27 protein-coding genes and 1 pseudogene are annotated in these 26,413 nt (G+C 65.5%); 19 read left to right on the forward strand and 9 right to left on the reverse strand.

Annotated features, from left to right (window positions below; all coding sequences use genetic code 11):
• Window positions 1-149 precede the first annotated feature (149 nt).
• Window positions 150-3,434: a ligand-binding sensor domain-containing diguanylate cyclase gene (locus tag HAV22_RS16850; RefSeq protein ID WP_166860542.1), complete on the forward strand. Its 3,285-nt coding sequence runs from the start codon at window positions 150-152 to the stop codon at window positions 3,432-3,434.
• A gap of 53 nt (window positions 3,435-3,487) precedes the next feature.
• On the opposite strand, the gene HAV22_RS16855 is transcribed toward HAV22_RS16850, so the two are convergent.
• Complete coding sequence (locus HAV22_RS16855) at window positions 3,488-4,246, reverse strand: DeoR/GlpR family DNA-binding transcription regulator (RefSeq protein ID WP_166860544.1); 759 nt, start codon at window positions 4,244-4,246, stop codon at window positions 3,488-3,490.
• 61 nt (window positions 4,247-4,307) lie between these two features.
• On the opposite strand from HAV22_RS16855, the pseudogene HAV22_RS31200 reads away from it, so the two are divergent.
• Window positions 4,308-4,889, forward strand: a pseudogene (locus HAV22_RS31200) (NUDIX domain-containing protein); the annotation flags it as partial.
• Window positions 4,890-5,453: 564 nt separating this feature from the next.
• A complete protein-coding gene (locus HAV22_RS16865; RefSeq protein ID WP_166860547.1) occupies window positions 5,454-5,864 on the forward strand; it encodes a DnaJ-like protein C-terminal domain-containing protein in 411 nt (136 codons plus the stop codon).
• Between the two features lie 4 nt (window positions 5,865-5,868).
• On the opposite strand, the gene HAV22_RS16870 is transcribed toward HAV22_RS16865, so the two are convergent.
• From HAV22_RS16870 to HAV22_RS16890, 5 genes are all read right to left on the reverse strand, one after another.
• Window positions 5,869-6,162 carry a hypothetical protein gene (locus HAV22_RS16870; protein ID WP_166860549.1) on the reverse strand — a complete coding sequence of 98 codons (294 nt, stop codon included), beginning with the start codon at window positions 6,160-6,162 and terminating at the stop codon, window positions 5,869-5,871.
• A complete protein-coding gene (locus HAV22_RS16875; RefSeq protein ID WP_166860551.1) occupies window positions 6,155-6,550 on the reverse strand; it encodes a phage holin family protein in 396 nt (131 codons plus the stop codon). Before HAV22_RS16875 ends, HAV22_RS16870 begins: the two co-directional genes overlap by 8 nt.
• Window positions 6,550-6,870, reverse strand: a complete 321-nt coding sequence (locus HAV22_RS16880) for an ElaB/YgaM/YqjD family protein (RefSeq protein ID WP_056122587.1) — start codon at window positions 6,868-6,870, stop codon at window positions 6,550-6,552. Before HAV22_RS16880 ends, HAV22_RS16875 begins: the two co-directional genes overlap by 1 nt.
• A 40-nt stretch (window positions 6,871-6,910) precedes the next feature.
• Entirely contained in the window at window positions 6,911-7,765 is an 855-nt protein-coding gene (gene ubiA / locus HAV22_RS16885; RefSeq protein ID WP_166860553.1) for a 4-hydroxybenzoate octaprenyltransferase, read from the reverse strand.
• A gap of 118 nt (window positions 7,766-7,883) precedes the next feature.
• On the reverse strand, window positions 7,884-8,828 hold the full coding sequence (locus HAV22_RS16890; RefSeq protein WP_166860554.1) for a hydrogen peroxide-inducible genes activator: 945 nt from the start codon (window positions 8,826-8,828) through the stop codon (window positions 7,884-7,886).
• 144 nt (window positions 8,829-8,972) lie between these two features.
• Between HAV22_RS16890 and HAV22_RS16895 the strand changes: the two genes are divergently transcribed.
• Together HAV22_RS16895 and rfaE2 are read left to right on the forward strand one after the other, a co-directional pair.
• The gene (locus HAV22_RS16895; protein WP_166860556.1) at window positions 8,973-10,163 is read left to right on the forward strand and encodes a PilT/PilU family type 4a pilus ATPase; all 1,191 of its coding nucleotides are present in this window, start codon (window positions 8,973-8,975) and stop codon (window positions 10,161-10,163) included.
• A gap of 9 nt (window positions 10,164-10,172) precedes the next feature.
• Window positions 10,173-10,655 (forward strand): D-glycero-beta-D-manno-heptose 1-phosphate adenylyltransferase, encoded by a 483-nt coding sequence (rfaE2, locus tag HAV22_RS16900; RefSeq protein ID WP_166860559.1) that lies wholly within the window; start codon window positions 10,173-10,175, stop codon window positions 10,653-10,655.
• A 125-nt stretch (window positions 10,656-10,780) separates the two neighbouring features.
• Here the strand turns inward: rfaE2 and trmL are convergent, their stop codons facing one another.
• Together trmL and HAV22_RS16910 are read right to left on the reverse strand one after the other, a co-directional pair.
• Window positions 10,781-11,251 carry a tRNA (uridine(34)/cytosine(34)/5-carboxymethylaminomethyluridine(34)-2'-O)-methyltransferase TrmL gene (gene trmL, locus HAV22_RS16905; RefSeq protein WP_166860560.1) on the reverse strand — a complete coding sequence of 157 codons (471 nt, stop codon included), beginning with the start codon at window positions 11,249-11,251 and terminating at the stop codon, window positions 10,781-10,783.
• Window positions 11,252-11,265: 14 nt separating this feature from the next.
• Complete coding sequence (locus HAV22_RS16910) at window positions 11,266-11,994, reverse strand: ComF family protein (RefSeq protein ID WP_166860562.1); 729 nt, start codon at window positions 11,992-11,994, stop codon at window positions 11,266-11,268.
• 127 nt (window positions 11,995-12,121) lie between these two features.
• Between HAV22_RS16910 and HAV22_RS16915 the strand changes: the two genes are divergently transcribed.
• From HAV22_RS16915 to HAV22_RS16940, 7 genes are all read left to right on the forward strand, one after another.
• Window positions 12,122-13,003: a methyltransferase domain-containing protein gene (locus HAV22_RS16915; protein ID WP_166860564.1), complete on the forward strand. Its 882-nt coding sequence runs from the start codon at window positions 12,122-12,124 to the stop codon at window positions 13,001-13,003.
• A 457-nt stretch (window positions 13,004-13,460) separates the two neighbouring features.
• Window positions 13,461-14,657 (forward strand): cytochrome c oxidase subunit II, encoded by a 1,197-nt coding sequence (coxB, locus tag HAV22_RS16920; protein WP_166860566.1) that lies wholly within the window; start codon window positions 13,461-13,463, stop codon window positions 14,655-14,657.
• Between the two features lie 94 nt (window positions 14,658-14,751).
• Window positions 14,752-16,347 (forward strand): cytochrome c oxidase subunit I, encoded by a 1,596-nt coding sequence (gene ctaD / locus HAV22_RS16925; protein WP_166860568.1) that lies wholly within the window; start codon window positions 14,752-14,754, stop codon window positions 16,345-16,347.
• A gap of 7 nt (window positions 16,348-16,354) precedes the next feature.
• Window positions 16,355-16,474: a cytochrome oxidase small assembly protein gene (locus tag HAV22_RS31205; protein WP_229421284.1), complete on the forward strand. Its 120-nt coding sequence runs from the start codon at window positions 16,355-16,357 to the stop codon at window positions 16,472-16,474.
• 7 nt (window positions 16,475-16,481) lie between these two features.
• Window positions 16,482-17,060 carry a cytochrome c oxidase assembly protein gene (locus tag HAV22_RS16930; protein ID WP_166860570.1) on the forward strand — a complete coding sequence of 193 codons (579 nt, stop codon included), beginning with the start codon at window positions 16,482-16,484 and terminating at the stop codon, window positions 17,058-17,060.
• A gap of 2 nt (window positions 17,061-17,062) precedes the next feature.
• Window positions 17,063-17,290: a DUF2970 domain-containing protein gene (locus tag HAV22_RS16935; protein ID WP_166860572.1), complete on the forward strand. Its 228-nt coding sequence runs from the start codon at window positions 17,063-17,065 to the stop codon at window positions 17,288-17,290.
• Between the two features lie 78 nt (window positions 17,291-17,368).
• On the forward strand, window positions 17,369-18,226 hold the full coding sequence (locus tag HAV22_RS16940; protein WP_166860574.1) for a cytochrome c oxidase subunit 3: 858 nt from the start codon (window positions 17,369-17,371) through the stop codon (window positions 18,224-18,226).
• Window positions 18,227-18,343: 117 nt separating this feature from the next.
• Here the strand turns inward: HAV22_RS16940 and HAV22_RS16945 are convergent, their stop codons facing one another.
• Window positions 18,344-18,547, reverse strand: a complete 204-nt coding sequence (locus HAV22_RS16945) for a twin transmembrane helix small protein (protein WP_166860576.1) — start codon at window positions 18,545-18,547, stop codon at window positions 18,344-18,346.
• A gap of 43 nt (window positions 18,548-18,590) precedes the next feature.
• Between HAV22_RS16945 and HAV22_RS16950 the strand changes: the two genes are divergently transcribed.
• The 7 genes from HAV22_RS16950 to HAV22_RS16980 all read left to right on the forward strand — a co-directional run bounded on the left by HAV22_RS16950 (window position 18,591) and on the right by HAV22_RS16980 (window position 26,384).
• Window positions 18,591-19,328: an SURF1 family protein gene (locus HAV22_RS16950; RefSeq protein ID WP_166860578.1), complete on the forward strand. Its 738-nt coding sequence runs from the start codon at window positions 18,591-18,593 to the stop codon at window positions 19,326-19,328.
• A complete protein-coding gene (locus HAV22_RS16955; RefSeq protein WP_371869670.1) occupies window positions 19,306-19,926 on the forward strand; it encodes an SCO family protein in 621 nt (206 codons plus the stop codon). Before HAV22_RS16950 ends, HAV22_RS16955 begins: the two co-directional genes overlap by 23 nt.
• A 5-nt stretch (window positions 19,927-19,931) precedes the next feature.
• Window positions 19,932-21,092 (forward strand): COX15/CtaA family protein, encoded by a 1,161-nt coding sequence (locus HAV22_RS16960; protein ID WP_166860580.1) that lies wholly within the window; start codon window positions 19,932-19,934, stop codon window positions 21,090-21,092.
• On the forward strand, window positions 21,089-21,994 hold the full coding sequence (gene cyoE / locus HAV22_RS16965; protein WP_166860581.1) for a heme o synthase: 906 nt from the start codon (window positions 21,089-21,091) through the stop codon (window positions 21,992-21,994). The genes HAV22_RS16960 and cyoE overlap by 4 nt, the downstream gene beginning before the upstream one ends.
• Before the next feature lie 2 nt (window positions 21,995-21,996).
• A complete protein-coding gene (locus tag HAV22_RS16970) occupies window positions 21,997-22,596 on the forward strand; it encodes an SCO family protein (protein ID WP_166860896.1) in 600 nt (199 codons plus the stop codon).
• Complete coding sequence (locus tag HAV22_RS16975) at window positions 22,596-23,666, forward strand: AI-2E family transporter (RefSeq protein WP_166860583.1); 1,071 nt, start codon at window positions 22,596-22,598, stop codon at window positions 23,664-23,666. Before HAV22_RS16970 ends, HAV22_RS16975 begins: the two co-directional genes overlap by 1 nt.
• Window positions 23,667-23,879: 213 nt before the next feature.
• On the forward strand, window positions 23,880-26,384 hold the full coding sequence (locus HAV22_RS16980) for a cellulose binding domain-containing protein (protein ID WP_166860585.1): 2,505 nt from the start codon (window positions 23,880-23,882) through the stop codon (window positions 26,382-26,384).
• Window positions 26,385-26,413: the final 29 nt, after the last annotated feature.

A 26,413-nucleotide genomic window follows, 5' to 3' on the forward strand; every position in this document is an offset into this window, starting at 1 on the left:
CCTGAATCGTCGTAATCAGTGATTCATCATGCAATTATATTTTCATAAACGAAAATAAAGTTGCATTAAAGAATCAGATTACGATAGCATGATCGTGCCCGGGTGTCCTGACACGTCGGCGGCCTCCCCGTATCTCTTGCCACGTGATTATGACCATCCTGTTTCATCGCTGGATTTGCGCTCTTGCACTGCTGTGCGTCGGCACGTCGTGCATGGCCGTGGCGCCGTCGCCCGACAGCCAGTTCGTCGCCCGGCTGGCCGAGGACGGGGCGACCGTGGGCGCCGTGAACGCGGTCTTCCAGGACCATGAGGGCTACATCTGGCTCGGCGGTACCGACGGGCTGGCGCGCTACGACGGCTACACCTTCGAGGTGTTTCACAACAAGCCCGCCGAGCGCGACAGCATCAGCAGCAACGCCGTATGGGCCATCGCGGAAGACGGCAACGGCGAGCTGTGGGTGGCCACCGACGGGGGACTGAACCGGTTCGACCGGGCCAGCAAGCGCTTCGTCCACTTTCAGCATGCGGCCAACGAACCCGGCAGCCTGGTCAGCGACACCGTGCGTGCGCTGGCGCTCGACCGTTCCGGCACGCTGTGGGTAGGCACCTATGGCGGCCTCGCGCGGCTCAACCCCGACGGGCGCAGCTTCACCACCTACCATAACGGTTTCCCCAACGCCGACCAGATCAAGGCCTTGCTGGTGGACGGGAAGGGCACGGTCTGGATCGGCACCGACGGCGCCGGCCTTGTCCGGTTCGACCCCGCCACGCGTACGTTCCGCGGCTACCAGGCCGGCGCCGCGTCGGACGCGTTGAGCCACAACGTGGTGACGTCCTTGGCCGAAGACCGCGCGCACCGCCGCTTGTGGCTGGGGACTGCGGGCGGCGGGCTGGACGCCTTCGATCCGGGCACGGGCAAGTTCGCGAGGTATGTGCACGACGAACGCCGGACCGGCAGCATCGTCGACAACTACGTATCCACCGTGATGCTGGACCGCGACGGCGCGGTCTGGGCCGGCACCGTGCTCGGCGTCGACGTGCTGCAGCCGGGCGCCGGTGCATTCGTCCACCTGAAGGCCAACGAAAGCGGGCGGCACGCGCTGGCGAGCGACAATGCACGCAGCATCTTCCAGGACAATAACGGCGACGTCTGGATCGGCTCCTTTCCGAGCGGAATCAGCTTCCTGAACACGGGCACGCTCGCCTTCCGTTCGCACGGCAAGGGCGAGGGCGGCCTGAGTCATAGTTCGGTGCTCGCGCTGCACGAGGATGGCGCCGGCAACCTGTGGCTGGGTACCGATGGCGGCGGTCTCGACAGGCTGGGCGTGGACGGCCGCATGGCCTACTACCGGCACGAGCAGGACCGGCCCGGCAGCCTGAGCGCCAACGCGATCCTGTCGATTGCCGCAGACCGAGAGGGCACGCTGTGGCTCGGCACCTGGGAGGGCGGCCTGGACCGTTTCGATCCGCACAGCGGCAAGGCAGGCGCCTACTTCGTCGACTACCGCTATCCGACGACCATCAGCAACAACAATACCTGGCGCGTGTTCAACGACAGCGCCAACAGGCTGTGGATCGGCACCGTCGGTGGTGGACTCGACCGTTACGAGCGCGACAAGGACGGTTTCACGCGCTTCGTGCCGCGGCCGGGCGATGACGCGGGCATCGGGTCGCCCCTCGTCTGGGCCATCGACGAAGACCGCCAGGGCAGGCTGTGGCTCGGCACCGGCAACGGCCTGGACCGGCTGGACCCCGCCAGCGGCACGTTCACCCACTACCGGCACCGCACGGGCGACGCGCACAGCATTTCGGCCGACAATGTATTGGCCGTCTACCCGGCGCCCGACGGCATCGTCTGGCTCGGCACCCGCGGCGGCGGGCTCGATCGCCTGGATCCGGCCACCGGCCAGGTCCGGCGCTACGGCCGCAACGACGGGCTGCCCAGCGACGCGGTGGTGTCGATCTTGAGCGACGCCAAAGGGAGGCTGTGGCTGGGCACGCTCAACGGCCTGACCGAGTTCGACCCGGCCAGCGGACGGGTGCGCACCTTCACCCGCAACGACGGCGTGCAAGGCAACCAGTTCAACATCGGTGCCGCGCTCAAGCTGCGTTCGGGCGAACTGGCATTCGGCGGCACGCAGGGCTATACCCGGTTCGTCCCGGCCGACGTGACGAACAACAGCTACCGCCCGCCCGTCGTCCTGCGCGACTTCCAGATCTTCAACAAACCTGTCGTCGTCGGCGCCGAGGGGGCGCCCCTGCGGCAGGTGATCGAACAGACGCGCGACGTCACGCTCGATTATCGCCAGTCGGTGTTCACGATCGAGTATGCCGCGCTCGGCTACCGCAACCCGGAAAAGAACCGGTATGCCTACCGCCTGGCCGGCTTCGACCGCGACTGGAACGAGGTCGGCAGCCGGCGCTCGGCCACCTATACGAACCTCGATGCCGGCGACTACGTGTTCATGGTCAAGGCGAGCAACGACGAAGGCGTGTGGAACGACCAGCCGACGACGCTGCGCATCCACGTCCTGCCGCCGCCGTGGGAAACGTGGTGGGCCAGGACGCTGTACGCCTTGCTGGCGCTGGGCGCGCTGGGCGGCTTCGTGCGCTCGCAGCACCGCAAGGTGCGGCGCCAGGTCGCGATCAACGCGATGCTCGAGCAAAAGGTGCGCGAGCGTACCCAGGAGCTGGCCGAAAAGAATACCGACCTCGAAAACATCAACCACAGGCTGGAAGAGATCAGCTTGTCCGACCCGCTCACCGGCCTGAACAACCGACGCTACCTGTCCAAGTGCATCGGCGCCGACAGCGCGATGGCCGTGCGCGCCCACCGGCGCCGCGCGGGCGACGGGATGGCAACCGAGCCCGGCAGGCAGGACCTGCTGTTCTTCCTCATCGACGTGGACCACTTCAAGGCGGTCAACGACACCTACGGCCACGCCAACGGCGACGCGGTGCTGGTGCAGATGGCCGCCATCCTGCGCCAGGTCTGCCGCGAGGGCGACATGGCGCTGCGCTGGGGCGGCGAAGAGTTCCTGGTCGTAAGCCGCTTCACCGACCGCGCACAGGCGCCGGACATCGCCGAGCGCTTCCGGTCTGCGGTGGAAGATCATGCGTTCGCGCTGGAACAGGGGCGCACCCTGCGCAAGACCTGTTCGATCGGCTTTGCCTGCTTCCCGTTCGATCCCGACGTGCCGGCAGAGTTCAGCGTCGAGCAGGTGATCGACATCGCCGACCGTTGCCTGTACCAGGTCAAGCGGCTCCAGCGCAATGGCTGGATGGGACTCTATCTCGCTGCGGGGGAGGCGATCGGCTTCGACGAGCTCGTCGCCTCGCCGCAGCGCGCGCTTGCGTCAGGCAAGGTCGTCATGAAGACGTCGATTGCCGGCGTGTCGTCCTGGGAAGGCGCCGAATCGCAACGCGCGTGCTGAACGATTGTCGTCACGTTCCAGTGGCTTCGTTCCTGCCCGTCGGGCCGGAGAATTTACTCCGCCAATGTCATCGCAATACCCATCTCGCGATAAGGCTGCAGTAGTTCCTCGCGTGTTCGCGCCGGTATCACCATCCCGCTGATCTCGGCCAGCCCCACGATCCGGTACGGCGACGCCGTCGCCAGCTTCTCCGACGAGGCCAGCACGATCGTCTCGGCCGCCGCGTGGCACAGTGCCCGCTTGATGCAGGCTTCCTCGTAGTCTCCGGTCGACAGGCCGCTGTCCGCATGCACGCTGGTCACCCCCATGAAGTACGTGTCGGCGCGAACCTGGGCGATGGCTTCCAGCGTCGCCGCGCCCACGCCCACGGCCGAGTGCCGGAACAGGCGGCCGCCGAGCATGATGACCTCGATGTCCGGATGGTCCATCAGCTCCATCGCGATCGATGGGCTGTGCGTGACGACGGTCGCGCGCAAGTGGCGCGGCAGTGCGCGCACGAGTTGGGCGCAGGTGGTGCCGCCGTCGACGAACACCACCTGGCCCGGTTGGACCATCGCGGCAGCGGCCCGGCCGATGGCGGCCTTGTCGTCCGTGGCGATGCCGTGGCGCGTGGCGAAGTCGGCCAGCGCCGGGCTGGCGGGCAGGGCGCCGCCGTGCACGCGTTGCAGCAGGCCTTCCCTGGCCAGTTCGCGCAGGTCGCGCCGGATCGTGTCTTCCGACACGTTCAGTTCCGCACTCATCCTCGTGGCGACGATCTGGCCGTCGCGCCGCAGGACGTCCATCAGATATTGCTTGCGTTGGCTCGTCAGCATGCCTTCCTTTCGTCGTGCTTGACATTGCACGATATTGCACGATAGTTTACATCATCTTCAAATGCTGGAGTATATCGTGCAGGATCGTGTAGAAATAAGGCAGGTTCAACTCCTGTCGGACGACTGGGGCGTGCTGAAAAAGACGACGTTCGCACTGCGCATGGCGGATGGCGGCTGGGACGTGCAGACCCGCGAAACCTATGACCGGGGCAACGGCGCGACGCTGCTGCTGTACAACCGCGCGCGGCGCACCGTCGTGTTGACGCGGCAGTTCCGCCTGCCGGCTTACGTGAACGGGCACGATGGCTTTCTCGTCGAGACTGCGGCCGGCCTGCTGGACGGTGCGAGTCCGGAAGAGCGCATTCGCGCCGAGGTCGAAGAGGAGACGGGCTATCGCGTCGGTACCGTGCGCCGCCTGTGGGACGCGTTCATGAGTCCGGGCAGCGTGACGGAGCGGCTGCACTTTTTCGTGGCCGAATACGAACCGCGTGACCGCGTGGCCGCGGGCGGAGGCGTCGCGGAGGAGGGCGAGCGGTTGGACGTGCTGGAACTCGACGTCGACGCGGCGCTTTCGATGGTCGGTACGGGCATCGTCGACGGCAAGACGATCATGTTGCTGCAGTATGCGCAGATCCACCTGTTTGCGCCGCGCGGCATGATGATCCTGATCGCGGGGCCGTACCGCTCCGGCACGGACGACGACCCTGACCGCATCAGGCAGAACGTGGCGGCGATGGAGGCGTGCGTGATGCCGCTGTACGAGGCCGGACACCTGCCCGTGCTGGGCGAATGGCTCGCGCTGCCGACGGTGCGATTGGCGGGCTCGAACAAGGCTGGGGACGCGGTCTACGATGCGGTCTTTCATCCGCATGCGCAACGTCTGCTCGAACGCTGCGATGCGGTGTTGCGGATCGAAGGCGCGTCAGCGGGCGCGGACCTGATGGTCGCGACGGCGAAAAGACTGGGCAAGCGCGTGTACGCGTCCCTGGACGAGATCCCGCCCGCTTGATCCGCGGCGCAGTTGCGCGACGATACGCAGCGCGCCGCGCTGGCGCGGTGACGTATCCGCCCGCCTTACACGCTGAAACGTCTCTTACAGGGGAATCGACAGCCATTCCCGGCCTGGACCGGCACACTGTGGTCGTCCGTACAGAACGTACCTGAGCGGTACGTTAGCATCGGTCATCAACTTGTTCAGGAGAAAACAATGGCAATCCATGATCTGCCTGTCATGCGTCTCGCCGCCATTCTCGCGTTGACGGCCGCGTCGGCGTCCGTGTTCGCCCAGAGTACCGAATATCGGCGGGGTTACGCGGACGGCTTCGTTGCTGGCAAGAACGCCGCCCTCGGAGAACAAGGCCAAGGCCGGCACTGGCCCCGCCTGTACGTCGAAGAGGCGGAATACGGCGCGCGCGGCATGACCTGCGACGCGATCAGGGCCGTGCGCAACGAGGTCGAACGGAACGACGGCAACCTCCACGCCGGCAACCATTTGTGCGGCGACCCGGCCCGTGGCCAGCCGAAGCGTTTGCGGGTCGTGTATCGCTGCGGCGACAGCGAAGCGATGCGGGTCGTCTTGCGCGAAAACGAGCTCGTGCGCCTGAGCTGCCGCCAGTGACCGCTCAGCGGCGCAACTGCGCGACGATACCCAGCGCGCCGCGCGCCGTCTTCCACACGGACAGCGCCGAGGTGACGAGGCCGGCTAGGCGTTTGCGGCGCATGAGGGCGAGTCCCAGCACGGTGCCGGCCACGCCCAGCACGAGCTTGCGGTTGGCGGCGACATAGCCCGCCAGCGGAAAACCGCCCAGCAGGTTCGACGGCCGCAGCGCCTTCAGCTCGTAGGCGAGGCCCACGCGCTGTTCGGCGCATTGGTCGATCAATGCCGCGCGGCGGGCGGCGAGGGCGGCTTTATTCATCGGCGCCTCCGGCATGCGAGTGTGCCACCGCGTGGCGCAGGTAGTCGATGTCGTTGCGCAGCTCGGCCAGGGTGGCGGACAGCAGCGGCGCCTCCGCGTTCATGCCGGCGCGGACCTTCATGAGGATGATACCGGCCACCGCGCCGAACAGGACGGCCATGCCGCCGACGGCCTGCAGGCGGTACGTGTCCCAGAACAGCGCGATGACGAACAGCGCCGCGAGCAGCAGGGCGCCGGCCGCGAGGAACACCGCCAACAGCGTCCACGCGACGTGGCCCAGCAGGCGGCGCGCATCTTCCTGGAACTCGACCGCGGCCAGTTCCAGGCGCGTGCCGACCATCGCGGCGAGCGTCGCCGCGATGCGTCCTCCAGCCGCCAGGAAGCCCATTATTTACGGGCGATCAGCATGCCGATCACGACACCGACTGCGGTGCCGAGGCCGACGGCCTTCCACGGGTTTTCCTTCACGTACTCGTCGGTGGCCTTGGCGGCGACCTTGGCTTTTTCGACGGCGGCTTCTTCCAGGCGGACGATGTCTTCCTTGGCCTTCACGAGCGTGCGCTCGAACTTGACCTTGGCAGCCTTGAATTCTTCGCCGGTCAGGTGGCCGCTGTGGCGCAGCCACGCTTCCGCGTCCTGGATGACGGTCTTCAGGTCGGACAGCAACTGGTCGCGGGCGCCGGACTGGGTCGGGATTTTTTCCATCATGGGATGAACCTTTTCGTTATCGATTATGTTACGGACAATATTATCCTAATGCATAGTCTAGCGCGACGCCAGCGAACACGGCCGCACCCAACCAGTTGTTGTGGTTGAACGCGGCGAAGCAGCGCATGCGGTCGCGCCCGCGGATCAGCGTGTAGTGGTAGACGGCCATCGCGGCCGCGACAAGAATGCCGGCCACGAACCACCAGCGCAGCCCCAGCGACCAGCCGCACGCGAGGTCGATGCCCAGGGTCGCCGCGTAGCACACCATGATCGCCGCGACGTCGTAGCGGCCGAACGTGATGGCGGACGTGCGGATGCCGATCCTGAGGTCGTCGTCGCGGTCGACCATCGCATACTCCGTGTCGTAGGCCAGCGACCAGAACACGTTGGCCACGAGCAGCCACCACGCGACGGCCGGCACCTGGCCCTGCACGGCGGCGAACGCCATCGGGATGCCGAAGCCGAACGCGATGCCGAGGTACGCCTGGGGCAGCGCGAAGAAGCGCTTGAAATACGGATAGCTGCCCGCGATGATCACCGCGACGACGGACAGCGCCTTCGTCAGCGCGTTCAGCGGCAGGATCAAGAGGAACGACACGATCGCGAGCACGCCCGCCACCATCAGCGCTTCCCAGCCCTTGATGCGGCCGCTGGTCAGCGGGCGGTCCACCGTGCGCTTGACGTGGCGGTCGAAGTCGCGGTCCGCGTAATCGTTGATCGCGCAGCCGGCGGAGCGCATCAGCGCCGTGCCGACGACGAAGATCGCGAGGATCATCGGATCGGGATGGCCGTTCGACGCCATCCACAATGCCCACAGCGTGGGCCACAGCAGCAGCAGGATGCCGATCGGCTTGTGGGCCCGGACCAGGCGGAAATAGAGCGCCAGCTTGTTCATGTGTCGAGTCTGGTTGAAAATCTGCAAGTCGCAGATTGTAGCCTGTCGGGCCGTGGCCGGTGGTCGGCGGCCGGCGCGAGGCATACGGTGAGGTGGCGGCGGCGGGCGCCGCCGTGCGTCAGGCCGCGGCCTCGAGCGTGACCATCTCGACGCCGGGCAGGCCGCAATCGGCGACGGCCTTCACGACGGCGTCGATGGCGGCGCGGCGGGTAAAACTCTTGCGCCAGACGATCACGACGCGGCGCGACGGTGCCGGGTCCTTGAACGGGACGAACGTCAGCATGCCGTTCGGGTCCCTCATGTCCGGCACGGACGCGCGCGGGAGCACGGTCAGGCCGATGCCGCTCGCGACCATGTGGCGGATCGTTTCCAGCGACGAGCCCTCGAACGTGCGCTGCATGCCGTTGCCCGGCGACGAAGAGAAGCGCGCCATCTCCGGGCACACTTCCAGCACCTGGTCACGGAAGCAGTGGCCCGTGCCCAGCAGCAGCATCGTCTCGCTCTTGAGGTCCTCGGCCGAGATGTCCGTGCGGCTGGCCCACGGATGATTCTTCGGCATCGCGACGACGAACGGTTCGTCGTACAGCGGCTGAACGGCCATGCCGTGTTCGGGCAGCGGCAAGGCCATGATGGCGGCGTCCAGCTCGCCCTGGCGCAGCAGGTCGAGCAATTTCACGGTGAAATTTTCTTGCAACACGAGCGGCATCTGCGGCACGTGCTCGATCAGGTTCTTCACCAGGGGCGGCAGCAAGTACGGGCCTACCGTGTAGATGACGCCCAGGCGCAGCGGTCCGGACAGCGGGCCCTTGTTCTGCTTCGCGAGTTCCTTGATGGCGGCCGTCTGCTCGAGCACGCGCTCGGCCTGCGCCACGATCTGCGCGCCCAGCGGCGTGACGGACACTTCCGATCCACCCCGTTCGAACAGGGTCACGCCCAGTTCGTCCTCGAGTTTCTTGATGGCGACGGACAGCGTAGGCTGGGCAACGAAACACGCTTCGGCCGCATGCCCGAAGTGGCGGGCGCGTGCGACGGCGACGATGTACTTCAGTTCGGTCAGTGTCATGGTTTTTGAGTATGTTCTTACCGGCCGTGTTCTGGAAGACACGTTTGCCTGATTTTCAGGCAGTCTGGCACTATTTTACCGGTAAAGCCATGGATATAATGGCCGGGCTGGCGATGTTGCCGTGCGTTAACAATGAGGCATCCCATGTCTTCGAACTTCGGCCCGGCGGAAGCCCAGGCCTATATGCACAAGCTGCTCACGGTGATGAACCACCAGGGCGGCTCCGATCTGTTCATCTCGGCCGATTTCCCGCCCAGCATGAAGCACCAGGGCGCGATGAAACCCCTGAGCAACCAGCGTCTGACGGGCGACGTCACGCGTGCGCTCGCGCTGGCGCTGATGAACGAGCGGCAGCGCGTCGAGTTCGAGGCGGAGATGGAGTGCAATTTCGCCATCTCGCTGCCGGGCGTGTGCCGCTTCCGTGTGAACGTGTTCGTGCAGCAGCAGAGCGTGAGCATGGTCGTGCGGACGATTGCGTCGGAAATCCCGAACTTCGAAAAGCTCGACCTGCCCGAGGTGCTGAAGGACGTCGTGATGACGAAGCGCGGGCTCGTGCTCGTCGTCGGCGGCACGGGTTCCGGCAAGTCGACCACGCTCGCGGCGATGATCGATTACCGCAACAGCAATTCGGCAGGCCACATCATCACGGTCGAGGATCCCGTCGAATACGTCCACAAGAACAAGAGCTGCCTCATCACGCACCGCGAGGTCGGCGTCGACACGCTGTCGTGGCACAACGCGCTGAAGAACACACTGCGCCAGGCGCCGGACGTGATCCTGATCGGCGAGATCCGCGACACGGAAACGATGGAACACGCGATCGCGTTCGCCGAAACGGGTCACCTGTGCCTCGGCACGCTGCACGCGAACAATGCGAACCAGACGATGGATCGCATCATCAACTTCTTCCCGGAAGAGCGGCGCAACCAACTGTTGATGGACTTGTCGTCGAACCTGCGCGCCATCGTGTCGCAGCGCCTCGTGCGCACGGAAGACGGCAAGGGCCGCAAGGCCGCCATCGAGATCCTGCTGAACACGCCGACGATCGGCGAGATGATCTTGAAAGGTAATTTCCAGAGCATCAAGGAGATCATGCAGAAGTCGCGCGAGCTGGGCATGTGCACGTTCGACCAGGCGCTGTTCGAGCTCTACAACAAAGGCTTCATCAGCTACGACGAGGCCATCCGCAACGCGGATTCCGCGAACGGCCTGCGGCTGCAGATCAAGCTGTCGGGCGAGCGCAAGGAGCCCGGGGAGGGCGGTGCCGCCGCGAAGCCGGCCGAGCTGTCGATGCTGATCGACGAGCCGGAAGAGGAACCGCCGGCCGCGAGTTAGAATGCGGTCATGGCTATCTTCGAACAAAAAATCTGCACCCGCGCGACCTTGCCCCAACGCGTCGCCGACCTCCCGCAACCCGTCGTGCTGACGAATGGCGTCTTCGACATCCTGCACCGCGGCCACGTGACCTATCTGGCGCAGGCGCGCGAACTGGGGGCGTCGCTCGTCGTCGCCGTCAACACGGACGCGTCCGTGAAACGCCTGGGCAAGGGCGACGACCGCCCGCTGAACACGCTGGCCGACCGCATGGCCGTGCTGGCCGCGCTGGAATCCGTCAGCCTCGTCGTGGAATTCGACGAGGACACGGCGCTGGAAGTCGTCCAGGAAGCGCGCCCCGACATCTACGCGAAGGGCGGCGACTACGTCATGAGCGAGATCCCGGAAGGCAAGGCGGTGATCGCGTACGGCGGCAAGGCCGTCGCCATCGACTTTGCGCACGACCGGTCGACGACCAGGCTCGTGGCCAAAATCCGGCAATACGGCGGCTGAGAATACACTGCCTACGCGTGGCGTTGCGGTCCGCCGGCTTACGCGTGGGCACAGGGTGCCCACCCTACGGCATCGCTACATCGTAGGGTGGGCACCCCGTGCCCACGCGGACGTTCTGAACGGCCTCAGTTCCCGCCCGCGTACCCGTTCTGCCGCCACGCCTCGTAGACGACGACGGCCACGGTATTCGACAGGTTCAGGCTGCGGTTGCCGGGCATCATCGGCAGGCGGATGCGCTGGGCGGGCGGGAACGATTCGCGCAACGCCGGGTCGAGGCCGCGCGATTCCGCACCGAACACGAACACGTCGCCGGGACGGAACGCGACGTCCGCGAACGGCGCCGAGCCGTGCGTCGTCATCGCGAACATGCGCGTGGGGTCCGGCCTGGCGTCGGCGAGGAACGCGTCCCAGTTCTTGTGGACCTTCATCGTCGCGTAGTCGTGGTAGTCGAGGCCGGCGCGGCGCATCTTGGCATCGTCCAGCGGGAAGCCGAGCGGTTCGACGAGGTGTAGCTGCGCCCCCGTGTTCGCGCACAGGCGGATGATGTTGCCCGTGTTGGGCGGGATCTCGGGTTCGACCAGTACGACGTGAAACATTAACTCTCCTTCGATTACGGATGGGGTGGCGTGCGCGCGAACACGAGGTTCGTCACGCGCGCCGCGCCGCAGCGCTTGAACGCGGCGGCCAGTTCGCCCAGCGTGTGGCCGCTCGTCATGACGTCGTCCACGAGGCCGACGTGGCGCCCCTCGACGACGTCCGGATCGGCCACGGCGAACGCGCCGCGCACGTTGCGCGCCCGCGCGTCCGGCGCGGTACCCGACTGCGCCGGCGTGTCGAGCGTGCGCAGCGCGAGCGCCGGATGACATGCTACCCCGAGCGCCGCCGCCAGTGGCCGCGCGATTTCCAGCGCCTGGTTGAAGCCGCGCTCCACGAGCCGGCGCGGACCCAGCGGCACGGGGCACAGCAGATCGGGCAGCGCCAGGTTCGGCCGGGCCAGCATGGCGTCGCGCACCTGGCGCGCGAACCATGGTGCCAGCGCGAGGCGGGCGCCGAATTTTAATTGAAGGACGAGCTGGTCGAGCGGAATCGCGTAATCGACGGCCGCGACAGTGGCATCGAACGCGGGCGGATCGTCCAGGCAGCGGCCGCAGAGGGCAGTCGGTTCCCGCAGCGGATTCGCGCATTGTTCGCAGCGCATCGCCCGCGGGCGCGCGTACGCGTCGCGGCAGCCGGCGCACACGACGTCGTCGCAGCCGCCGCCGCACAGGGCGCACGTCGACGGCAGCAGCACGCGCAGCAATGCCCCCGGCCAGAGTCTTACGGCCGGGACACGGAACATCGTCAGGTTGCCAGATGAGTTGCCAAACTTAGCCATCGCGCACGGACCCAAAACCCATCATGTACACTCGCGCCATTATCCCATTCACCGCAGCCCCGCCATGGTTTCACCCCAAGCCCCATCCAAAATGAGCGCGCCGATCGATCCGGTCCGCGTGCGCCAGCTGTTTTCCGACCCCGACCGGGTCGCCCCGTCGGACTTCCTGCGGCGCGAGGTCGCCAGCCGCATGTTCGACCGCCTCACGCTCGTCAAGACGGCACCGCGCCACGTGCTCGACGCCGGCTGCGGCACGGGCGTCGACATCGCCGAACTGCAGAAGCGCTACCCGGCCGCGCAGGTGCTGGGCCTCGACGCCGTACCTGCGATGCTGGCCGCAGCCGGGTCCGCGCAGGCGCCCCGGTCGCTGCTCAGCCGTTTGCTCCCGGCCAAGGCCGGCATCGACCTCGTTTGCGCGGACTTCGGCAACCTGCCGTTCGGGCCGAACTCGCTGGACCTCGTCTGGTCGAACCTGGCGTTGCACTGGCATCCGCAACCCGACCGCGTGTTCGCCGAATGGCGCCGCGTGCTGCGCGTGGACGGCTTGCTGATGTTCTCGAATTTCGGTCCGGATACGTTTCGCGAGTTGCGCACGGCGTTCGCGGCGATGGACGAAACCCCGCACACGCTGCCGTTCGTCGACATGCACGACTTCGGCGACCAGCTCGTGGAAGCGGGGTTCACGACGCCCGTCATGGACATGGAGCAGATCACGGTCACGTACGACACTGCCGACAAATTGCTGGCCGACGTGCGCGCGTTCGGCGGCAATCCGCTGGCCACGCGCCGCCGCGGCCTCGTCGGCCGGGCCGCGTGGCAGCGCATGCGCGACGCGCTGGAAGCGGGGCGGCGCGCGGACGGCAAGCTGGGGCTGACGTTCGAGGTCATCTACGGCCATGCATTCCGGCCCGCGCCGAAGACGACCGCGGCGGGGGAGGCGATCGTCCGCTTCCAGCCGCCGCGGCCGCGGTGACGAGCGCCGGGCCGGTGTCGTGTATGCAGGGTGTATACGATCGCGGTAATTTTCCTTGAATAAAAATTACCGCTTTCAGTATAATCAAACACACTTTTTTCGACTGAATCAAAAAAACGCTAAAAAATTAAGCATAAAAGCGTAGGGTCGAAGGGTAACTCGACGAATCGCAACGATTCGTCGACACGCCTGGAGGTTGGAGCATCACCCGGGGATACGTGGCAACGTATCAAGTATCCCCCGCAAGCAAGGTTTGAAGTCATCGTTCATCGAGGGTGCCAGACGGCGCCCCGCTGGACGGTGTCGAGTCCCGCAGCGTCCGCCGGCGCCCGGGAAGTGGTTGCGTTTAGTTTAAAAAGGATTTCGGAACGGAAGTTGTCTTCCGTGGCTTCCTCCATCGGTATGGAGGATCGCTTCCGTTCAAGAAATTTCTCTTCTAAAGGTGGTTGGGGACAACATGACATATGCAAAACGATTCAAAGCGTTGATGCTGGGTCTCGCGATAGCGGCGGCCAGCATTCCGGCAGTAGCGGAGCCCGGTCCAGTCGTGACCGGACGTCCGGAAGCACTTCAGCTGAACCTGCAGCAACCCGTGACGGGCATCGCGGCCTATATCTACAGCCTGCACAACTGGATGATGGTGGTCTGCCTCGTCATCTTCATCGGCGTGTTCGGCGTCATGTTCTACTCGGTGTTCAAGCACCGCAAATCCCTCGGCCACAAGCCGGCCACCTTCCACGAATCCACCACGGTCGAGATTGCCTGGACCATCATCCCGTTCCTGATCGTCATCGGCATGGCCCTGCCGGCCACGCACGCCGTCGTGCAGATGAAGGACACGTCGAACCCCGACCTGACCATCAAGGTCACGGGCATGCAGTGGAAATGGGGCTACGACTACCTGAAGGGCGAGGGCGAAGGCATCTCGTTCCTGTCGAACCTGGCCACGCCGCGCACGCAAGTGGGCGAGCCGGGCGTCGCTCCCACCGAGAAGCGCACGGAGAACTACCTGCTCGAGGTCGACAATCCCGTCGTCGTCCCGGTCGGCAGGAAGGTCCGCCTCGTGCTGACGGCCAACGACGTCATCCACTCGTGGACGATCCCGGCCTTCGCCGTCAAGCAGGACGCGATCCCCGGCTTCGTGCGCGACACGTGGTTCAAGGCCGAGCAGATCGGCACCTATCGCGGCAATTGCGTCGAGCTGTGCGGCAAGGACCACGCGTTCATGCCGATCGTCGTGAAAGTCGTCTCGGCCGAAGACTACACCGCGTGGGTCAACGGCGAGAAGACGCGCATGGCCGCGCTGGCCGATGACCCGAACAAGGTCTGGACCATCGACGAGCTCAAGACCAAAGGCGAAAAAGTCTTTGCGTCCAACTGCGTGGCCTGCCACCAGGCCAATGGCCAGGGTGTGCCGGGCGCGTTTGCACCGCTGGTCGGATCGCCGGTCGTCCTCGGTCCGAAAGCCGGGCAGATCGACGTACTGCTGAACGGCAAGCACAGCGGCAAGTATCCGTCGGCGATGCCGGCGTGGAAGCAGTTGTCGGATTCCGAGATCGCTTCCGTCATCACCTATACCCGCAACAACTGGACCAACAAGGCCGACGAGAACATCGTCCAGCCGTCCGAGGTCCTGGCTGCGCGCGGCAAATAAGGCAGACAAGCTCAACAAGCGTTTGGATTCAAGGGACCGGGCCGTCGCGCCACCGCTTTCGGCCCTTGCTGTCCCGCACGACTAGGATACCGACATGACTTCCAGCACCATCGATCATACGCACGACCATGGCCACGACCACGCGCACGACCACCCGGTCGGCGCGCGCCGCTGGCTCTTTGCCACCAACCACAAGGACATCGGCACGTTGTACCTGTGGTTCGCCTTCACCATGCTGCTTTCGGGCGGCGTGCTGGCGCTGATGATCCGCACCGAGCTGTTCCAGCCCGGCCTGCAATTCTTCCGCCCCGAATTCTTCAACCAGCTGACCACCATGCACGGCATCGTGATGGTGTTCGGCGCGATCATGCCGGCGTTCGTCGGCTTCGCCAACTGGATGATCCCGCTGCAGATCGGCGCGTCCGACATGGCGTTCGCGCGCATGAACAACTTCTCGTTCTGGCTGCTGCCGCCTGCCGCCATCCTGCTGGCCGCGTCGTTCTTCGTCCCGGGCGGCGCCACCGCGGCCGGCTGGACGCTGTACGCGCCGCTGTCGACGCAGATGGGCCCGGGCATGGACATGGCGATCTTCGCCCTGCACATCATGGGCGCGTCGTCGATCATGGGTTCCATCAACATCATCGTCACGATCCTGAACATGCGCGCGCCGGGTCTCACCTTGATGAAGATGCCGATGTTCTGCTGGACCTGGCTCATCACCGCCTATCTGCTGATCGCCGTGATGCCCGTGCTGGCAGGCGCCATCACGATGACGCTGACCGACCGCCACTTCGGCACGTCGTTCTTCAACGCCGCCGGCGGCGGTGACCCGGTCATGTACCAGCACATCTTCTGGTTCTTCGGCCACCCCGAGGTCTACATCATGATCCTGCCGGCATTCGGCATCGTCTCGCAGATCATCCCGGCATTCGCCCGCAAGCCGCTGTTCGGCTACGCATCGATGGTGTACGCGACGGCATCGATCGCGATCCTGTCGTTCATCGTGTGGGCCCACCACATGTTCACGACCGGCATGCCGGTGACGAGCCAGCTGTTCTTCATGTACGCGACGATGCTGATCGCGGTGCCGACCGGCGTGAAAGTGTTCAACTGGGTCGCCACGATGTGGAAGGGATCGATGACGTTCGAGACGCCGATGCTGTTCGCCGTCGGCTTCATCTTCGTGTTCACGATGGGCGGCTTCACGGGCCTGATCCTGGCCGTCACGCCGATCGACATCCAGATGCAGGACACCTATTACGTCGTCGCCCACTTCCACTACGTGCTCGTCGCAGGCTCGCTGTTCGCCCTGTTCGCCGGCTTCTACTACTGGGCGCCGAAATGGACGGGCCACATGTATCCGGAATGGCGCGGCAAGTTCCACTTCTGGAATTCGCTGGTCTGGTTCAACGTCACGTTCTTCCCGATGCACTTCCTGGGCCTGGCCGGCATGCCGCGCCGCTATGCGGACTACGCCGTGCAGTTCACGGACTTCAACCAGATCGTCTCTGTCGGCGCGTTCCTGTTCGGCCTGACGCAGGTGTACTTCCTGTTCTTCGTCGTGCTGCCGACCATCCGCGGCGGCAAGCAGGCCGAGGCGAAGCCGTGGGAAGGCGCGGAAGGCCTGGAGTGGACCGTGCCGAGCCCGGCGCCGTTCCACACCTTCGAGCACCCGCCCGTGGTGAAGTGAGACGGTGATGAACGACGCTCGTTCGCAGCAGCTGAAGAAGGCCAACCGGCGCACGGCCCTGTGGCTGGCCGGGCTGGCGTTGTTCTTCTTCGTCGCGCTGTTCGTCAAACGCCTGTGGCTGAGCTGAGGACGTCATGCAAGCGGAAACGAACGCAGGCCGCCACGAGGAATCCGGCCGCCTGCGTCTGAATCGGACCGTCCTCACGAAGCTGGTCGTAGTCGCGTGCATCATGTTCGGCTTCGGCTATGCGATGGTGCCGATCTACCGCCAGGTGTGCGAGGCGCTCGGCATCAACGTGCTCACGCAAAAGGACGGCACGGTGGCGCCCCCGGCCAATACGCAGGTGGACAAGACGCGCACGATCACCGTCACCCTGGACGGCAACGCCCAGGGCCCGTGGCGCTTCCGTCCGACGCAGCGCAGCATAGCCGTGCACCCGGGCGAGATGGCCACCGTCGTCTACGAAGTCGTGAACACGCAGGCGCGTACCGTGAAGGCGCAGGCCATCCCGAGCTATGCGCCCCAGTCCGCGATGCCGTACTTTAAGAAAGTCGAGTGCTTCTGTTTCAAGGAGCAGGTATTGAAACCGAACGAGGCGAAGCAGATGCCGGTCGTGTTCTTCATCGATCCGAAACTGCCGCGCGAGGTGAAGGACATCACGCTGTCGTACACGTTCTTCGAAATCGGCGGCGCCGTGGCGGCGCAGAACTGATCATGGAAAACCACGACAAGGACGACAAGGCGTCCGTAAAAACCGCGTCGTTCGGCGCCACGATGAAGGCCGTGTTCTGGTCGTTCTTCGGCGTGCGCAAGCGCCGCGACTACGAGCACGACGCGGCCAACCTGAACCCGATCCACGTGATCGTGGGCGGGCTGATCGGGGTGGCGCTGTTCATCGGCATCCTCGTCTTTGTCGTGCGGATGGTCGTCGCCAAAGGTTAAGAAAAAAATATAAGCAACACGAAAGCAGGGAAGTGCAATACCCCGGATTCGAAACAATGCTTGATTGAGGAGATATACATGAGTTCACCCCATACCGCGCCGTATTACTTCGTCCCCGGCCCGTCCCGGTGGCCGCTGGCGGCCGGCATCTCGATGCTATGCACGATGGCCGGCGCGTCCGGCTGGGTCAACGGGGCCGCCTGGGGTCCTGGCGTGTGCACGGCCGGCATCGTCGCGATGCTGATCGTGCTGTACAACTGGTTCGGCGACGCCATCGGCGAGTCGGAATCGGGCAAGTACGGCGAGCGCATCGACCTGTCCTACCGCTGGTCGATGAGCTGGTTCATTTTCTCGGAAGTGATGTTCTTCGGCGCATTCTTCGGCGCGCTGTTCTATGCCCGCACGATCTCGATGCCGTGGCTGTCCGACCTCGACCACAAGATCATCTGGCCGGATTACTCGGGCCACTGGGGCAATGTCGGCCCGGCCGGCACGGTGGAACAGTTCAGCACGATGGGCCCGTTCCCGATCCCAACGATCAACACGGCGCTGCTGCTGAGCTCTGGTGTCACGCTGACCATCGCCCACCACGCGCTGCGCGCCGGCCACCGCGCCCGCACCGCGCTGTTCCTCTTCGCGACGATCCTGCTGGGCGCCATCTTCATGGGTTTCCAGGCGTATGAATACCACCACGCGTACACGGAACTGAACCTGAAGCTGTCGTCGGGCATCTACGGCTCCACGTTCTTCATGCTCACGGGCTTCCACGGCTTCCACGTGACGATGGGCGCCATCATGCTGTCCGTCGTGCTGTACCGCGTGCTGCGCGGCCACTTCACGCCGGAACACCATTTCGGCTTTGAGGGTGCCGCGTGGTATTGGCACTTCGTCGACGTCGTGTGGCTGGGCCTGTACGTGGTCGTGTACTGGCTGTAGGGTGGGCGGCCCCCGCCCACGCGGACGCCGGCATCACGCGAACGTCACGCGTGGGCACGGGGTGCCCACCCTACACATCCGCAACGTCGTTCCCGCGCGCGCGGGAGCGACGTTTTTTTATGCGTGCAGGCCCTTTGGCTGGATCCAGCCCATCTTGTACGAGAACAGCACGAACAGGAACAGAGCGATCGACAGCCCCACGCGCATCGCCAGGGCCTGTACGGTGCGGTTGCTGCGGCCCTTGTCGCGCATGAGGAAGAACAGCGCGGAGGCAAGGCTGCCGATGATGAGCACGAAGGCGATGGCGACGACGATTTTCATGGGCGGCCAGTAGTGTGGGTTGTCAGGGTTTTACGAGCATTGTATGCGACTGCGCTTCCGTTTTAGAACCATTCCTTTCCTCGCGATGCTCGCGCTCGTGACGCTCGGCGTGATGCTGGGTAATTGGCAGGTGCGCCGCGCGGCCGAGAAGACGGCGCTGCAGGCCCGCCTCACGCAGCGTGCCGCGCTGCCGCCGCTCGTGCTCGACGGGAAGCCCCTCGACCCGGCCACCGCCGAGTATCGCCGCGTCGCCGTGACGGGGGAGTTCGTCGGCGACTGGCCGCTGTTCCTCGACAACCGGCCGCTCGCCGGCCGTACCGGATTCATTTTGCTGATGCCGTTTAGAATAGCGGATACCGGAGCCGTCGTCCTCGTCGAGCGGGGCTGGCTGCCGCGCGATCCGGCCGTGCACGACCGTGTGCCGCATGTGGCCACGCCGGCCGGGCGTACGACGATCGCAGGCGTCGCCGTGCTGCGTCCGGCACGCGTGATGGAACTCGGGGCGGCGCCGCCACTCAAGCCCGGCGCCATCGTGCAGAATGCCGACCCGGCCACGTTCGCGCAGGCCAGCGGCCTGGCCGTGCTGCCGGTCGTGGTCGAACAGACGAGCGCGGATGCGCCGGCGGCCGCGGCCGGAGAACCCATCCGCAACTGGCCTGCGCCCGCCGTCGACGTCGACCGCCACAAGGGCTATGCCTTCCAGTGGTATGCGCTGGCCGCGATGGCCTTCCTATTTTTTGTGATGACAGGATTTCGAAGTGGAACCAAACAAGCAGGCTGACGCGGCAGCAATCCCCCGCAAGAAAAGCCACCGCATGCTGTGGCTGGTGCTGGCCGTGTGCGCGTCGCCGATCATCGCATCGTATTTCACGTATTACGTCATCAAGCCCGAGAAGCGCAACAACTACGGCACCTTGATCGACCAGCGCGCCCACCCGGTGCCCGCGATGGCGACGACCACGCTGGACGGCCGCCCGCAGGCGCTGGACCAGTTCAAGGGCAAGTGGGTCATGCTGATGGTGGGACCGGGCGCCTGCCCGGACGCGTGCCAGAAGCAGCTGTTCGCGATGCGCCAGCTGCGCCTGATGCAGGGCAAGGAGATGGACCGCATCGAGCGCGTCTGGCTCATCACCGACAAGGCGCCGCTCGACACGCTGGTCATCCGCGAATTCGACGGCACCCACATGCTGCGCGCCGACGAGAAGGCGGTCGCCTCGTGGCTGCCCGCCGACCCTGGCACGACGCCGGCCGACCACATCTACATGATCGATCCGCTGGGCCACCTGATGATGCGGTTCCCGAAAGATCCCGAGTTCAAGGAAGTGCGCAAGGTCTACAAGGACATCTACAAGCTCTTGAAGGCGTCGTCCGTCGGCTGACCACCATGGAAGTCTCGAATTTCATCCTGCTGGCCCTGACCGGCATCCTGGCGGCCAGCGTGCCGCTCGCGCTCGTGTGGACGGCGACCGGTACGAACAAATACCGCAAGCTGGCGTGGGTGATCGCGTTCTTCACGTTCGACCTGATCGTGTTCGGCGGCTTTACGCGCCTGACGGACTCCGGCCTCGGCTGCCCCGACTGGCCCGGCTGCTACGGCGAAGCGAACCCGTTCCTCGCGCACGAGCACATCGCGGCGGCCGAGGCGCTGATGCCCACCGGTCCCGTGACGAAAGTGAAAGCCTGGATCGAGATGATCCACCGCTTCCTCGCGATGGGCATCGGCTTCCTGATCATCGGGCTGATGGTCGCGTCGTGGCTGGAGTGGCGCCGCGCGCGCGCGCGTGGCGGGCGTCCCGCGCACGGGCCGCTGCTGCCGACCGTGCTGTTCCTGTGGGTGTGCGTGCAGGGCGCGTTCGGCGCCTGGACCGTCACGTTGAAACTGCAGCCCGTCATCGTCACGTTGCACCTGCTGTTCGGCCTCACGCTGCTGGCGCTGGCCGTCTGGCTCGGCGGCCGCGAAGACAAGTTGATCGCGCCGCCGGCCCCGGCCGCGTCCGTGGAGGCGCTGCGCCGCCTGCGTCCGCTCGCGTGGCTGGCGGGCGCCGTGCTGCTCGTGCAACTGGCGCTGGGCGGGTGGGTGAGTACCAATTACGCGACACTGGCGTGCAGCGATTTCCCGCTTTGTAATGGACAAATTGTCCCAGAGATGGATTGGCAACATGGCTTCACGTTGTGGCGCGAACTGGGCAAGACGGCCGCCGGGCATTACCTGCCATTTGGCGCGCTGACCGCGATCCACTGGGTGCACCGGAACTTCGCGCTCGTCGTCGTGCTCGTGCTGGGCGCGACGGCGTGGCGCGCATGGCGCTTGCCGGGCCTGCACGGCACGGCGCGCAACCTGGCGCTCGTGCTTGCCGCCCAGGCAATGACGGGCATCGCGACGGTGTACCTGCGCTTCCCGTTGCCCATCGCCGTGCTGCACAACGCGGGGGCGGCAGGACTCGTCCTGCTGGTGACCATGTTAAACTACAAGATACAGTATCAACTCGAGCTGGCGCTGCGCAGTCCACGACGTGAGGCGGCGACGTCCGCGAGCCACCCATGATTACGCAAACCGCCATCCACAAACCGCCCAGCCGCGTGGCCCAGTACTGGTCGCTGACCAAGCCGCGCGTCACCCAGCTGGCCGTTTTCTGCGCCGTGATCGGCATGTTCCTCGCCACCGACGGTTTCCCCGGCTGGCACGTGCTCGTCTGGGGCACGATCGGCATCTGGCTGCTGGCCGGCGCCGCATTCGCCGTCAACTGCCTGATCGAGGCGGAAGTCGACGCCCGCATGGCCCGCACGGCACGCCGCGCCACGGCGATGGGCGAGCTGTCGCCCACGCAGGTGCTGATCTTTTCCGCCATCATCGGCGGCGCCGGCATGGGCATCCTGTACACGATGGTCAATCCGCTGACGATGTGGCTCACGTTCGTCACGTTCGTCGGCTATGCCCTCATCTACACCGTGCTGCTGAAGCCGAACACGCCGCAGAACATCGTCATCGGCGGCCTGTCCGGCGCGATGCCGCCCGCCCTCGGCTGGGCCGCCGTCGCGGGCGAGGTGCCGATGCAGGCATGGCTGCTCGTCCTCATCATCTTCGTCTGGACCCCGCCGCATTTCTGGGCCTTGGCCATGTACCGCCGCGACGACTACGTCCGTTCCGGCCTGCCCATGCTGCCCGTCACGCACGGCATGCAGTACACGGGGCAGCAGGTATGGCTGTACTCCGTCGCGCTCGCCGCGTGCACCTTGTTCCCGTACGCCGTCGGCATGAGCGGCGTCGTGTACCTCGCGGCCGCCGTCGTGCTGAACGCGATCTTCCTGCGCTACGGCTGGATGATCCACAAGCACTACAGCGACCAGGTCGCGCGCAAGGCCTTCGCCTGGTCCATCGTGTACCTGTCGCTGCTGTTCGCCGCGCTGCTCGTCGACCACTACGTGAAACACTACCTGCCATTCTGATGATGAAAAAACTGCTGCCCGCGCTCGTCGCCGCCTGCGCATTGACCGTCTCCCTCGCCGCATGCGACAAACTGCCGGGCAAGCAGAAAGAGGCCTTCCAGAACACGGACGTCACGGGCCTCGACTACGCGAAAGGCTTCGCGCTGACCGACCACACGGGCAAGCCGCGCACCCTGGCCGACTTCAAGGGCAAGGTCGTCGTCGTCTTCTTCGGCTACACGCAATGCCCGGACGTGTGCCCGACGACGATGGCGGAAATGGCGTCCGTCATGCAGAAACTGGGGCCGCTCGCCGACCAGGTGCAGGTGCTGTTCATTACCCTCGACCCCGAGCGCGACACACAGCAACTGCTGTCCCAGTACGTGCCCGCATTCGACAAGCGCTTCATCGGCCTGCGCGGCACGCCTGACCAGACGGCGAAGACGGCCAAGGATTTCAAGGTGTTCTACTCGAAGGTGCCGGGCACGGAGCCGGGCAGCTACACGATCGACCACACGGCCGGCAGCTACGTCTTCGACCGCGACGGCCGCCTGCGCCTGTTCATCCGCCACGGCCAGGGCGCTGACCCGATCGTGCACGACCTGCGCCAGCTGCTCTCCTGATGGACACGCGGCCAGGCAGGAATCATGCGCGCGCCGGCGCCGTCATCCTGCTGACCGTCGGCTGCCTGTACGTCCTGCAACCGTTCCTGGCCGCGATCCTGTTCGCGGCGGCCGTCGTCATCTCGTCCTGGCCCTTGTACCAGAAGCTGCTGCGGCGCCTGCGCGGCCGGCGCACGGCCGCCGCGCTGACGATGACCTTGTCGCTCACGCTGCTCGTGATCATCCCGCTGGCGCTCGTCGCCTACAACCTCGCGGACAACGTCGCATCGTCGTTCGACCAGATCCGCGCCGCGCTGGACCAGGGCGAGCTGCTGCCCCCCGCGTGGGTGCGCGACATCCCGCTCGTCGGGGACCAGCTGGACAACTACCTGCGCCAGCTCGTCGCCAGCCGCGAACGCATGATGGAACTGGCGCGGCGCATGGTCGAACCGGCACGCCACGCGCTGCTGTCCGGCGGGATGATGCTGGGCGCCGGCGTCGCGCAGATGAGCCTCGCCGCATTCGTCAGTTTCTTCTTCTACCGCGACGGCGCGGCATTGATGAACGTGATCGCCGCCGCCATGCGCCGCATCATGGGTGACGACGCGCCGGACGTCATGGACATCGTCGGCCAGACCGTGCGCGGCGTGATGTACGGCCTGCTCGGTACGGCGCTGGCGCAGGCGCTCGTCGCGGCCGCCGGTTTCGCCATCGCGCACGTGCCCGCGGTGGCGCTGCTGTCGGTGCTCGTGTTCGTGTCGTCGTTGATTCCCGTCGGCCCGCCCATCGTGTGGGGCGGCGCGGCGCTGTGGCTGTTCGCGCAGGGCGAGACGGGGTGGGGCATCTTCATGCTCGTGTGGGGCTTCTTCCTGATCAGCGGCGTCGACAACGTCGTGCGTCCGATGCTGATCAGCCGCGGCTCCAGCCTGCCGTTCCTGCTCACGCTGCTGGGCGTACTGGGCGGCGTGATCGCATTCGGCTTCGTCGGCATGTTCATCGGGCCCACGTTGCTGGCCGTCGGCTATTCGCTGATGAGTGGCTGGACGCACACGCGCGATCCGATCGTGAAGCAGGGCGCCGACGGCGCCTGATCCGACGCCGGCACGGCGGTCGCACATGGATAGTTTTGAATAGATTCCGTGTGGAAATGCTTTGATGTATTTCATTAATCAGGCTAGTGATTAATGGACTATTAGCACGTGCATCGTCCTTACATAATTGTTTCCGCTCATAAAGTCACTCAGCCCTCGTCCTCGACGACGGGAACAGGCTGGGACCTTCCAAGACTAAAAACGGAGACAACGATGCAATTGAAAAAAACGCTGGCCCTGACCTTGGGCCTGCTGTTCTCGCTGGGCGCGAACGCCGAAACCTATCGCTGGGACAACGTCGCAATGGGCGGCGCTGGTTATGTCATTGGTGTCATCCCAAGCAAGGTCGAGCGCGGCGTGGTCTATGCCCGCACCGACGTGGGCGGTTCCTACCGCTGGGACACCCAGAACAGCCGCTGGATCCCGCTGACGGACTGGATCAGCGAAGCGGATACCGGCCTGATGGGCGTAGAGTCGATCGCGGTCGACCCGCGCAACCCGGGCACCGTCTACATGCTGGCAGGGACCAGCTACTTCAGCAACGGCAAGACCGTGATCATGCGCTCGACCGACTATGGCCAGCATTTCGACCTGGTCGACGTGACGTCCCAGTTCAAGGCCCACGGCAATGGCATGGGCCGCCAGAATGGCGAAAAACTGCAGGTCGACCCGGGTTCGAGCAACGTCCTGTTCGTCGGTACCCGCGACAACGGCCTGTTCAAGAGCGTCGATTCGGGCAAGACGTGGACCCACGTGGCCGGACTGACCGTGGGCTCGACGGCGAACGGCAACGGCATCAGCTTCGTGCTGCTCGATCCGACCAGCGTCAGCGGCGGCACGGCCAAGCGCATCTACGTCGGCGTGTCGCGTTACGGTTCGGCCGGACCGAGCCTGTACATGAGCAAGGACGGCGGCGTCACCTTCGCCCCGGTCGCGGGCGCGCCGACGAGCCTGATGCCGCAGCGCGCGGCAATCACGTCCAAGGGACGCCTGTACCTGACCTATGCCAACGGCGCCGGACCGCACGGCCTGAACGACAGCGAACCGATGACCACGGGCCAGGTCTGGGAATACAACACCATCCTCGGCGTGTGGACGAACGTCACGCCGGCCGGCATGACCAACGCGTTCGCCGGCATCAGCGTGGACCCGAACAATCCGAAACACCTGATCACGTCGACCACCAACATGTACCGGCTGCAGCAACAGCAGCCGGCCACCTACGGCGACCACATCTTCACGTCCTACGACGCGGGCCGCTCCTGGGTCGACCTGATGCAACGCGGCTTCGAGATCGACCCGAACGGCATCGACTGGGTCAAGTACTCGTCGATCCACTGGGCCGGCGACGTCGAGTTCGACCCCTTCGATTCGAAGAGCGCATGGGTGATCTCGGGTAACGGCGTGTTCAAGACGAGCGACATCGATGCATCGCTGAGCACCTGGAAGTTCGACGTGCACGGCATCGAAGAGAGCGTCCCGACCGCCGTCGAGAGCATTCCGGGCGGCCCGCTGGTGTCGACCATCGGCGACTACGACGGCTTCGTCCACACCGATCCGGCCCAGTACGGCATCCGCCATAATCCGGGCGGTGGCACGAACACCGGCCTCGCCGTTGCGGCGCAGGCACCGCAAGTGATGGCGCGGGCCGCCTGGGACAAGATCTACGTCTCGACGAATATGGGCGCGAGCTGGCAAGCGGCGCCGTCCATGAACGGCAACTTCGGCAGGGTGGCCCTGTCGGCCGACGGCTTCGTGCTGCTGCACAGCCCGGCAGGCTCGACCACGACATACCGTTCGACCGACTTCGGCACCAACTGGACGCCGGTGGCCGGCCTGTCCGTGAAGGACGCCTATCCGGTCGCCGACAAGGTCAACCCGGCCAAGTTCTACGTCTACGACCGGGCGAGCGGCCAGATGCTGGTCAGCACCGATGGCGGCGTGTCGTTCACCGCGAAAGCCAGCCTGGCGGTGGGCGGCAACAGCCTGGTGCGCGCCACGCCCGGCATCGAGGGCGACGTGTGGGCCTGCCTGGACTCCAAAGGCCTGTCCCATTCGGTCGACTCGGGCGTCACCTTCACGAGCGTGGGCGGCATCAGCTCCTGCGGCGCCGTCGGCCTGGGCAAGGAAGCGCCCGGCGCAAACTATCCGACCCTCTACATGTGGGGCACGGTGGGGGCGTCGCGTGGCCTGTTGCGGTCGATCGACAAGGGCGCGCACTGGGATCGCGTCAACGACGATGCCCACCAGTACGGCGGCGCGATCCAGGGCTGGGTCAACGGCGACATGAACACCTACGGCACGGTCTACATGAGCACCAACAGCCGCGGCATCGCCTACGGCAAGATCGATGCGAACGGCGACGTGCAAGTGGTGCCGCAAGTGCCGGTCAAGCCGGCGCCCACCGCCCTGTGCACGTACCAACTCTCCGGCAGCTGGTGGGGCGGTGGCATCGCCACTGTCTCGATCACCAACCAGGGTACGGAAACGCTGCATGGCTGGCAGGTCTCCTGGACCTACACCGACGGCACGTATGTGGCGGGCAACGCGTGGAACGGCGTCGTGACGGGCACCGCGCCGACGTTCACCGGTTCGGATGGCGGTGGCTGGAACAAGGACATCGCTCCGGGCGGGACGGCCTCGTTCGGTTTCGTCTTCGGCGGCCAGGACGCGATGAACGTGAATATGCCGCAAGTGACCGGCGACATCTGCAAATAACGCACCCTGACACAGCAAAGGACAACATC

It is taken from the genome of Telluria antibiotica (assembly GCF_011682055.1).
GTDB lineage: Bacteria > Pseudomonadota > Gammaproteobacteria > Burkholderiales > Burkholderiaceae_D > Telluria > Telluria antibiotica.

What these genes read in the sequence shown, in the direction of transcription:
- HAV22_RS16850 (WP_166860542.1), top strand. Translation starts at nt 150, where the DNA reads ATGACCATCCTGTTTCATCGCTGGATTTGCGCTCTTGCACTGCTGTGC.
- HAV22_RS16855 (WP_166860544.1), bottom strand. Translation starts at nt 4,246, where the DNA reads ATGCTGACGAGCCAACGCAAGCAATATCTGATGGACGTCCTGCGGCGC.
- HAV22_RS16865 (WP_166860547.1), top strand. Translation starts at nt 5,454, where the DNA reads ATGGCAATCCATGATCTGCCTGTCATGCGTCTCGCCGCCATTCTCGCG.
- HAV22_RS16870 (WP_166860549.1), bottom strand. Translation starts at nt 6,162, where the DNA reads ATGAATAAAGCCGCCCTCGCCGCCCGCCGCGCGGCATTGATCGACCAA.
- HAV22_RS16875 (WP_166860551.1), bottom strand. Translation starts at nt 6,550, where the DNA reads ATGGGCTTCCTGGCGGCTGGAGGACGCATCGCGGCGACGCTCGCCGCG.
- HAV22_RS16880 (WP_056122587.1), bottom strand. Translation starts at nt 6,870, where the DNA reads ATGATGGAAAAAATCCCGACCCAGTCCGGCGCCCGCGACCAGTTGCTG.
- ubiA (WP_166860553.1), bottom strand. Translation starts at nt 7,765, where the DNA reads ATGAACAAGCTGGCGCTCTATTTCCGCCTGGTCCGGGCCCACAAGCCG.
- HAV22_RS16890 (WP_166860554.1), bottom strand. Translation starts at nt 8,828, where the DNA reads ATGACACTGACCGAACTGAAGTACATCGTCGCCGTCGCACGCGCCCGC.
- HAV22_RS16895 (WP_166860556.1), top strand. Translation starts at nt 8,973, where the DNA reads ATGTCTTCGAACTTCGGCCCGGCGGAAGCCCAGGCCTATATGCACAAG.
- rfaE2 (WP_166860559.1), top strand. Translation starts at nt 10,173, where the DNA reads ATGGCTATCTTCGAACAAAAAATCTGCACCCGCGCGACCTTGCCCCAA.
- trmL (WP_166860560.1), bottom strand. Translation starts at nt 11,251, where the DNA reads ATGTTTCACGTCGTACTGGTCGAACCCGAGATCCCGCCCAACACGGGC.
- HAV22_RS16910 (WP_166860562.1), bottom strand. Translation starts at nt 11,994, where the DNA reads ATGTTCCGTGTCCCGGCCGTAAGACTCTGGCCGGGGGCATTGCTGCGC.
- HAV22_RS16915 (WP_166860564.1), top strand. Translation starts at nt 12,122, where the DNA reads ATGAGCGCGCCGATCGATCCGGTCCGCGTGCGCCAGCTGTTTTCCGAC.
- coxB (WP_166860566.1), top strand. Translation starts at nt 13,461, where the DNA reads ATGACATATGCAAAACGATTCAAAGCGTTGATGCTGGGTCTCGCGATA.
- ctaD (WP_166860568.1), top strand. Translation starts at nt 14,752, where the DNA reads ATGACTTCCAGCACCATCGATCATACGCACGACCATGGCCACGACCAC.
- HAV22_RS31205 (WP_229421284.1), top strand. Translation starts at nt 16,355, where the DNA reads ATGAACGACGCTCGTTCGCAGCAGCTGAAGAAGGCCAACCGGCGCACG.
- HAV22_RS16930 (WP_166860570.1), top strand. Translation starts at nt 16,482, where the DNA reads ATGCAAGCGGAAACGAACGCAGGCCGCCACGAGGAATCCGGCCGCCTG.
- HAV22_RS16935 (WP_166860572.1), top strand. Translation starts at nt 17,063, where the DNA reads ATGGAAAACCACGACAAGGACGACAAGGCGTCCGTAAAAACCGCGTCG.
- HAV22_RS16940 (WP_166860574.1), top strand. Translation starts at nt 17,369, where the DNA reads ATGAGTTCACCCCATACCGCGCCGTATTACTTCGTCCCCGGCCCGTCC.
- HAV22_RS16945 (WP_166860576.1), bottom strand. Translation starts at nt 18,547, where the DNA reads ATGAAAATCGTCGTCGCCATCGCCTTCGTGCTCATCATCGGCAGCCTT.
- HAV22_RS16950 (WP_166860578.1), top strand. Translation starts at nt 18,591, where the DNA reads ATGCGACTGCGCTTCCGTTTTAGAACCATTCCTTTCCTCGCGATGCTC.
- HAV22_RS16960 (WP_166860580.1), top strand. Translation starts at nt 19,932, where the DNA reads ATGGAAGTCTCGAATTTCATCCTGCTGGCCCTGACCGGCATCCTGGCG.
- cyoE (WP_166860581.1), top strand. Translation starts at nt 21,089, where the DNA reads ATGATTACGCAAACCGCCATCCACAAACCGCCCAGCCGCGTGGCCCAG.
- HAV22_RS16970 (WP_166860896.1), top strand. Translation starts at nt 21,997, where the DNA reads ATGAAAAAACTGCTGCCCGCGCTCGTCGCCGCCTGCGCATTGACCGTC.
- HAV22_RS16975 (WP_166860583.1), top strand. Translation starts at nt 22,596, where the DNA reads ATGGACACGCGGCCAGGCAGGAATCATGCGCGCGCCGGCGCCGTCATC.
- HAV22_RS16980 (WP_166860585.1), top strand. Translation starts at nt 23,880, where the DNA reads ATGCAATTGAAAAAAACGCTGGCCCTGACCTTGGGCCTGCTGTTCTCG.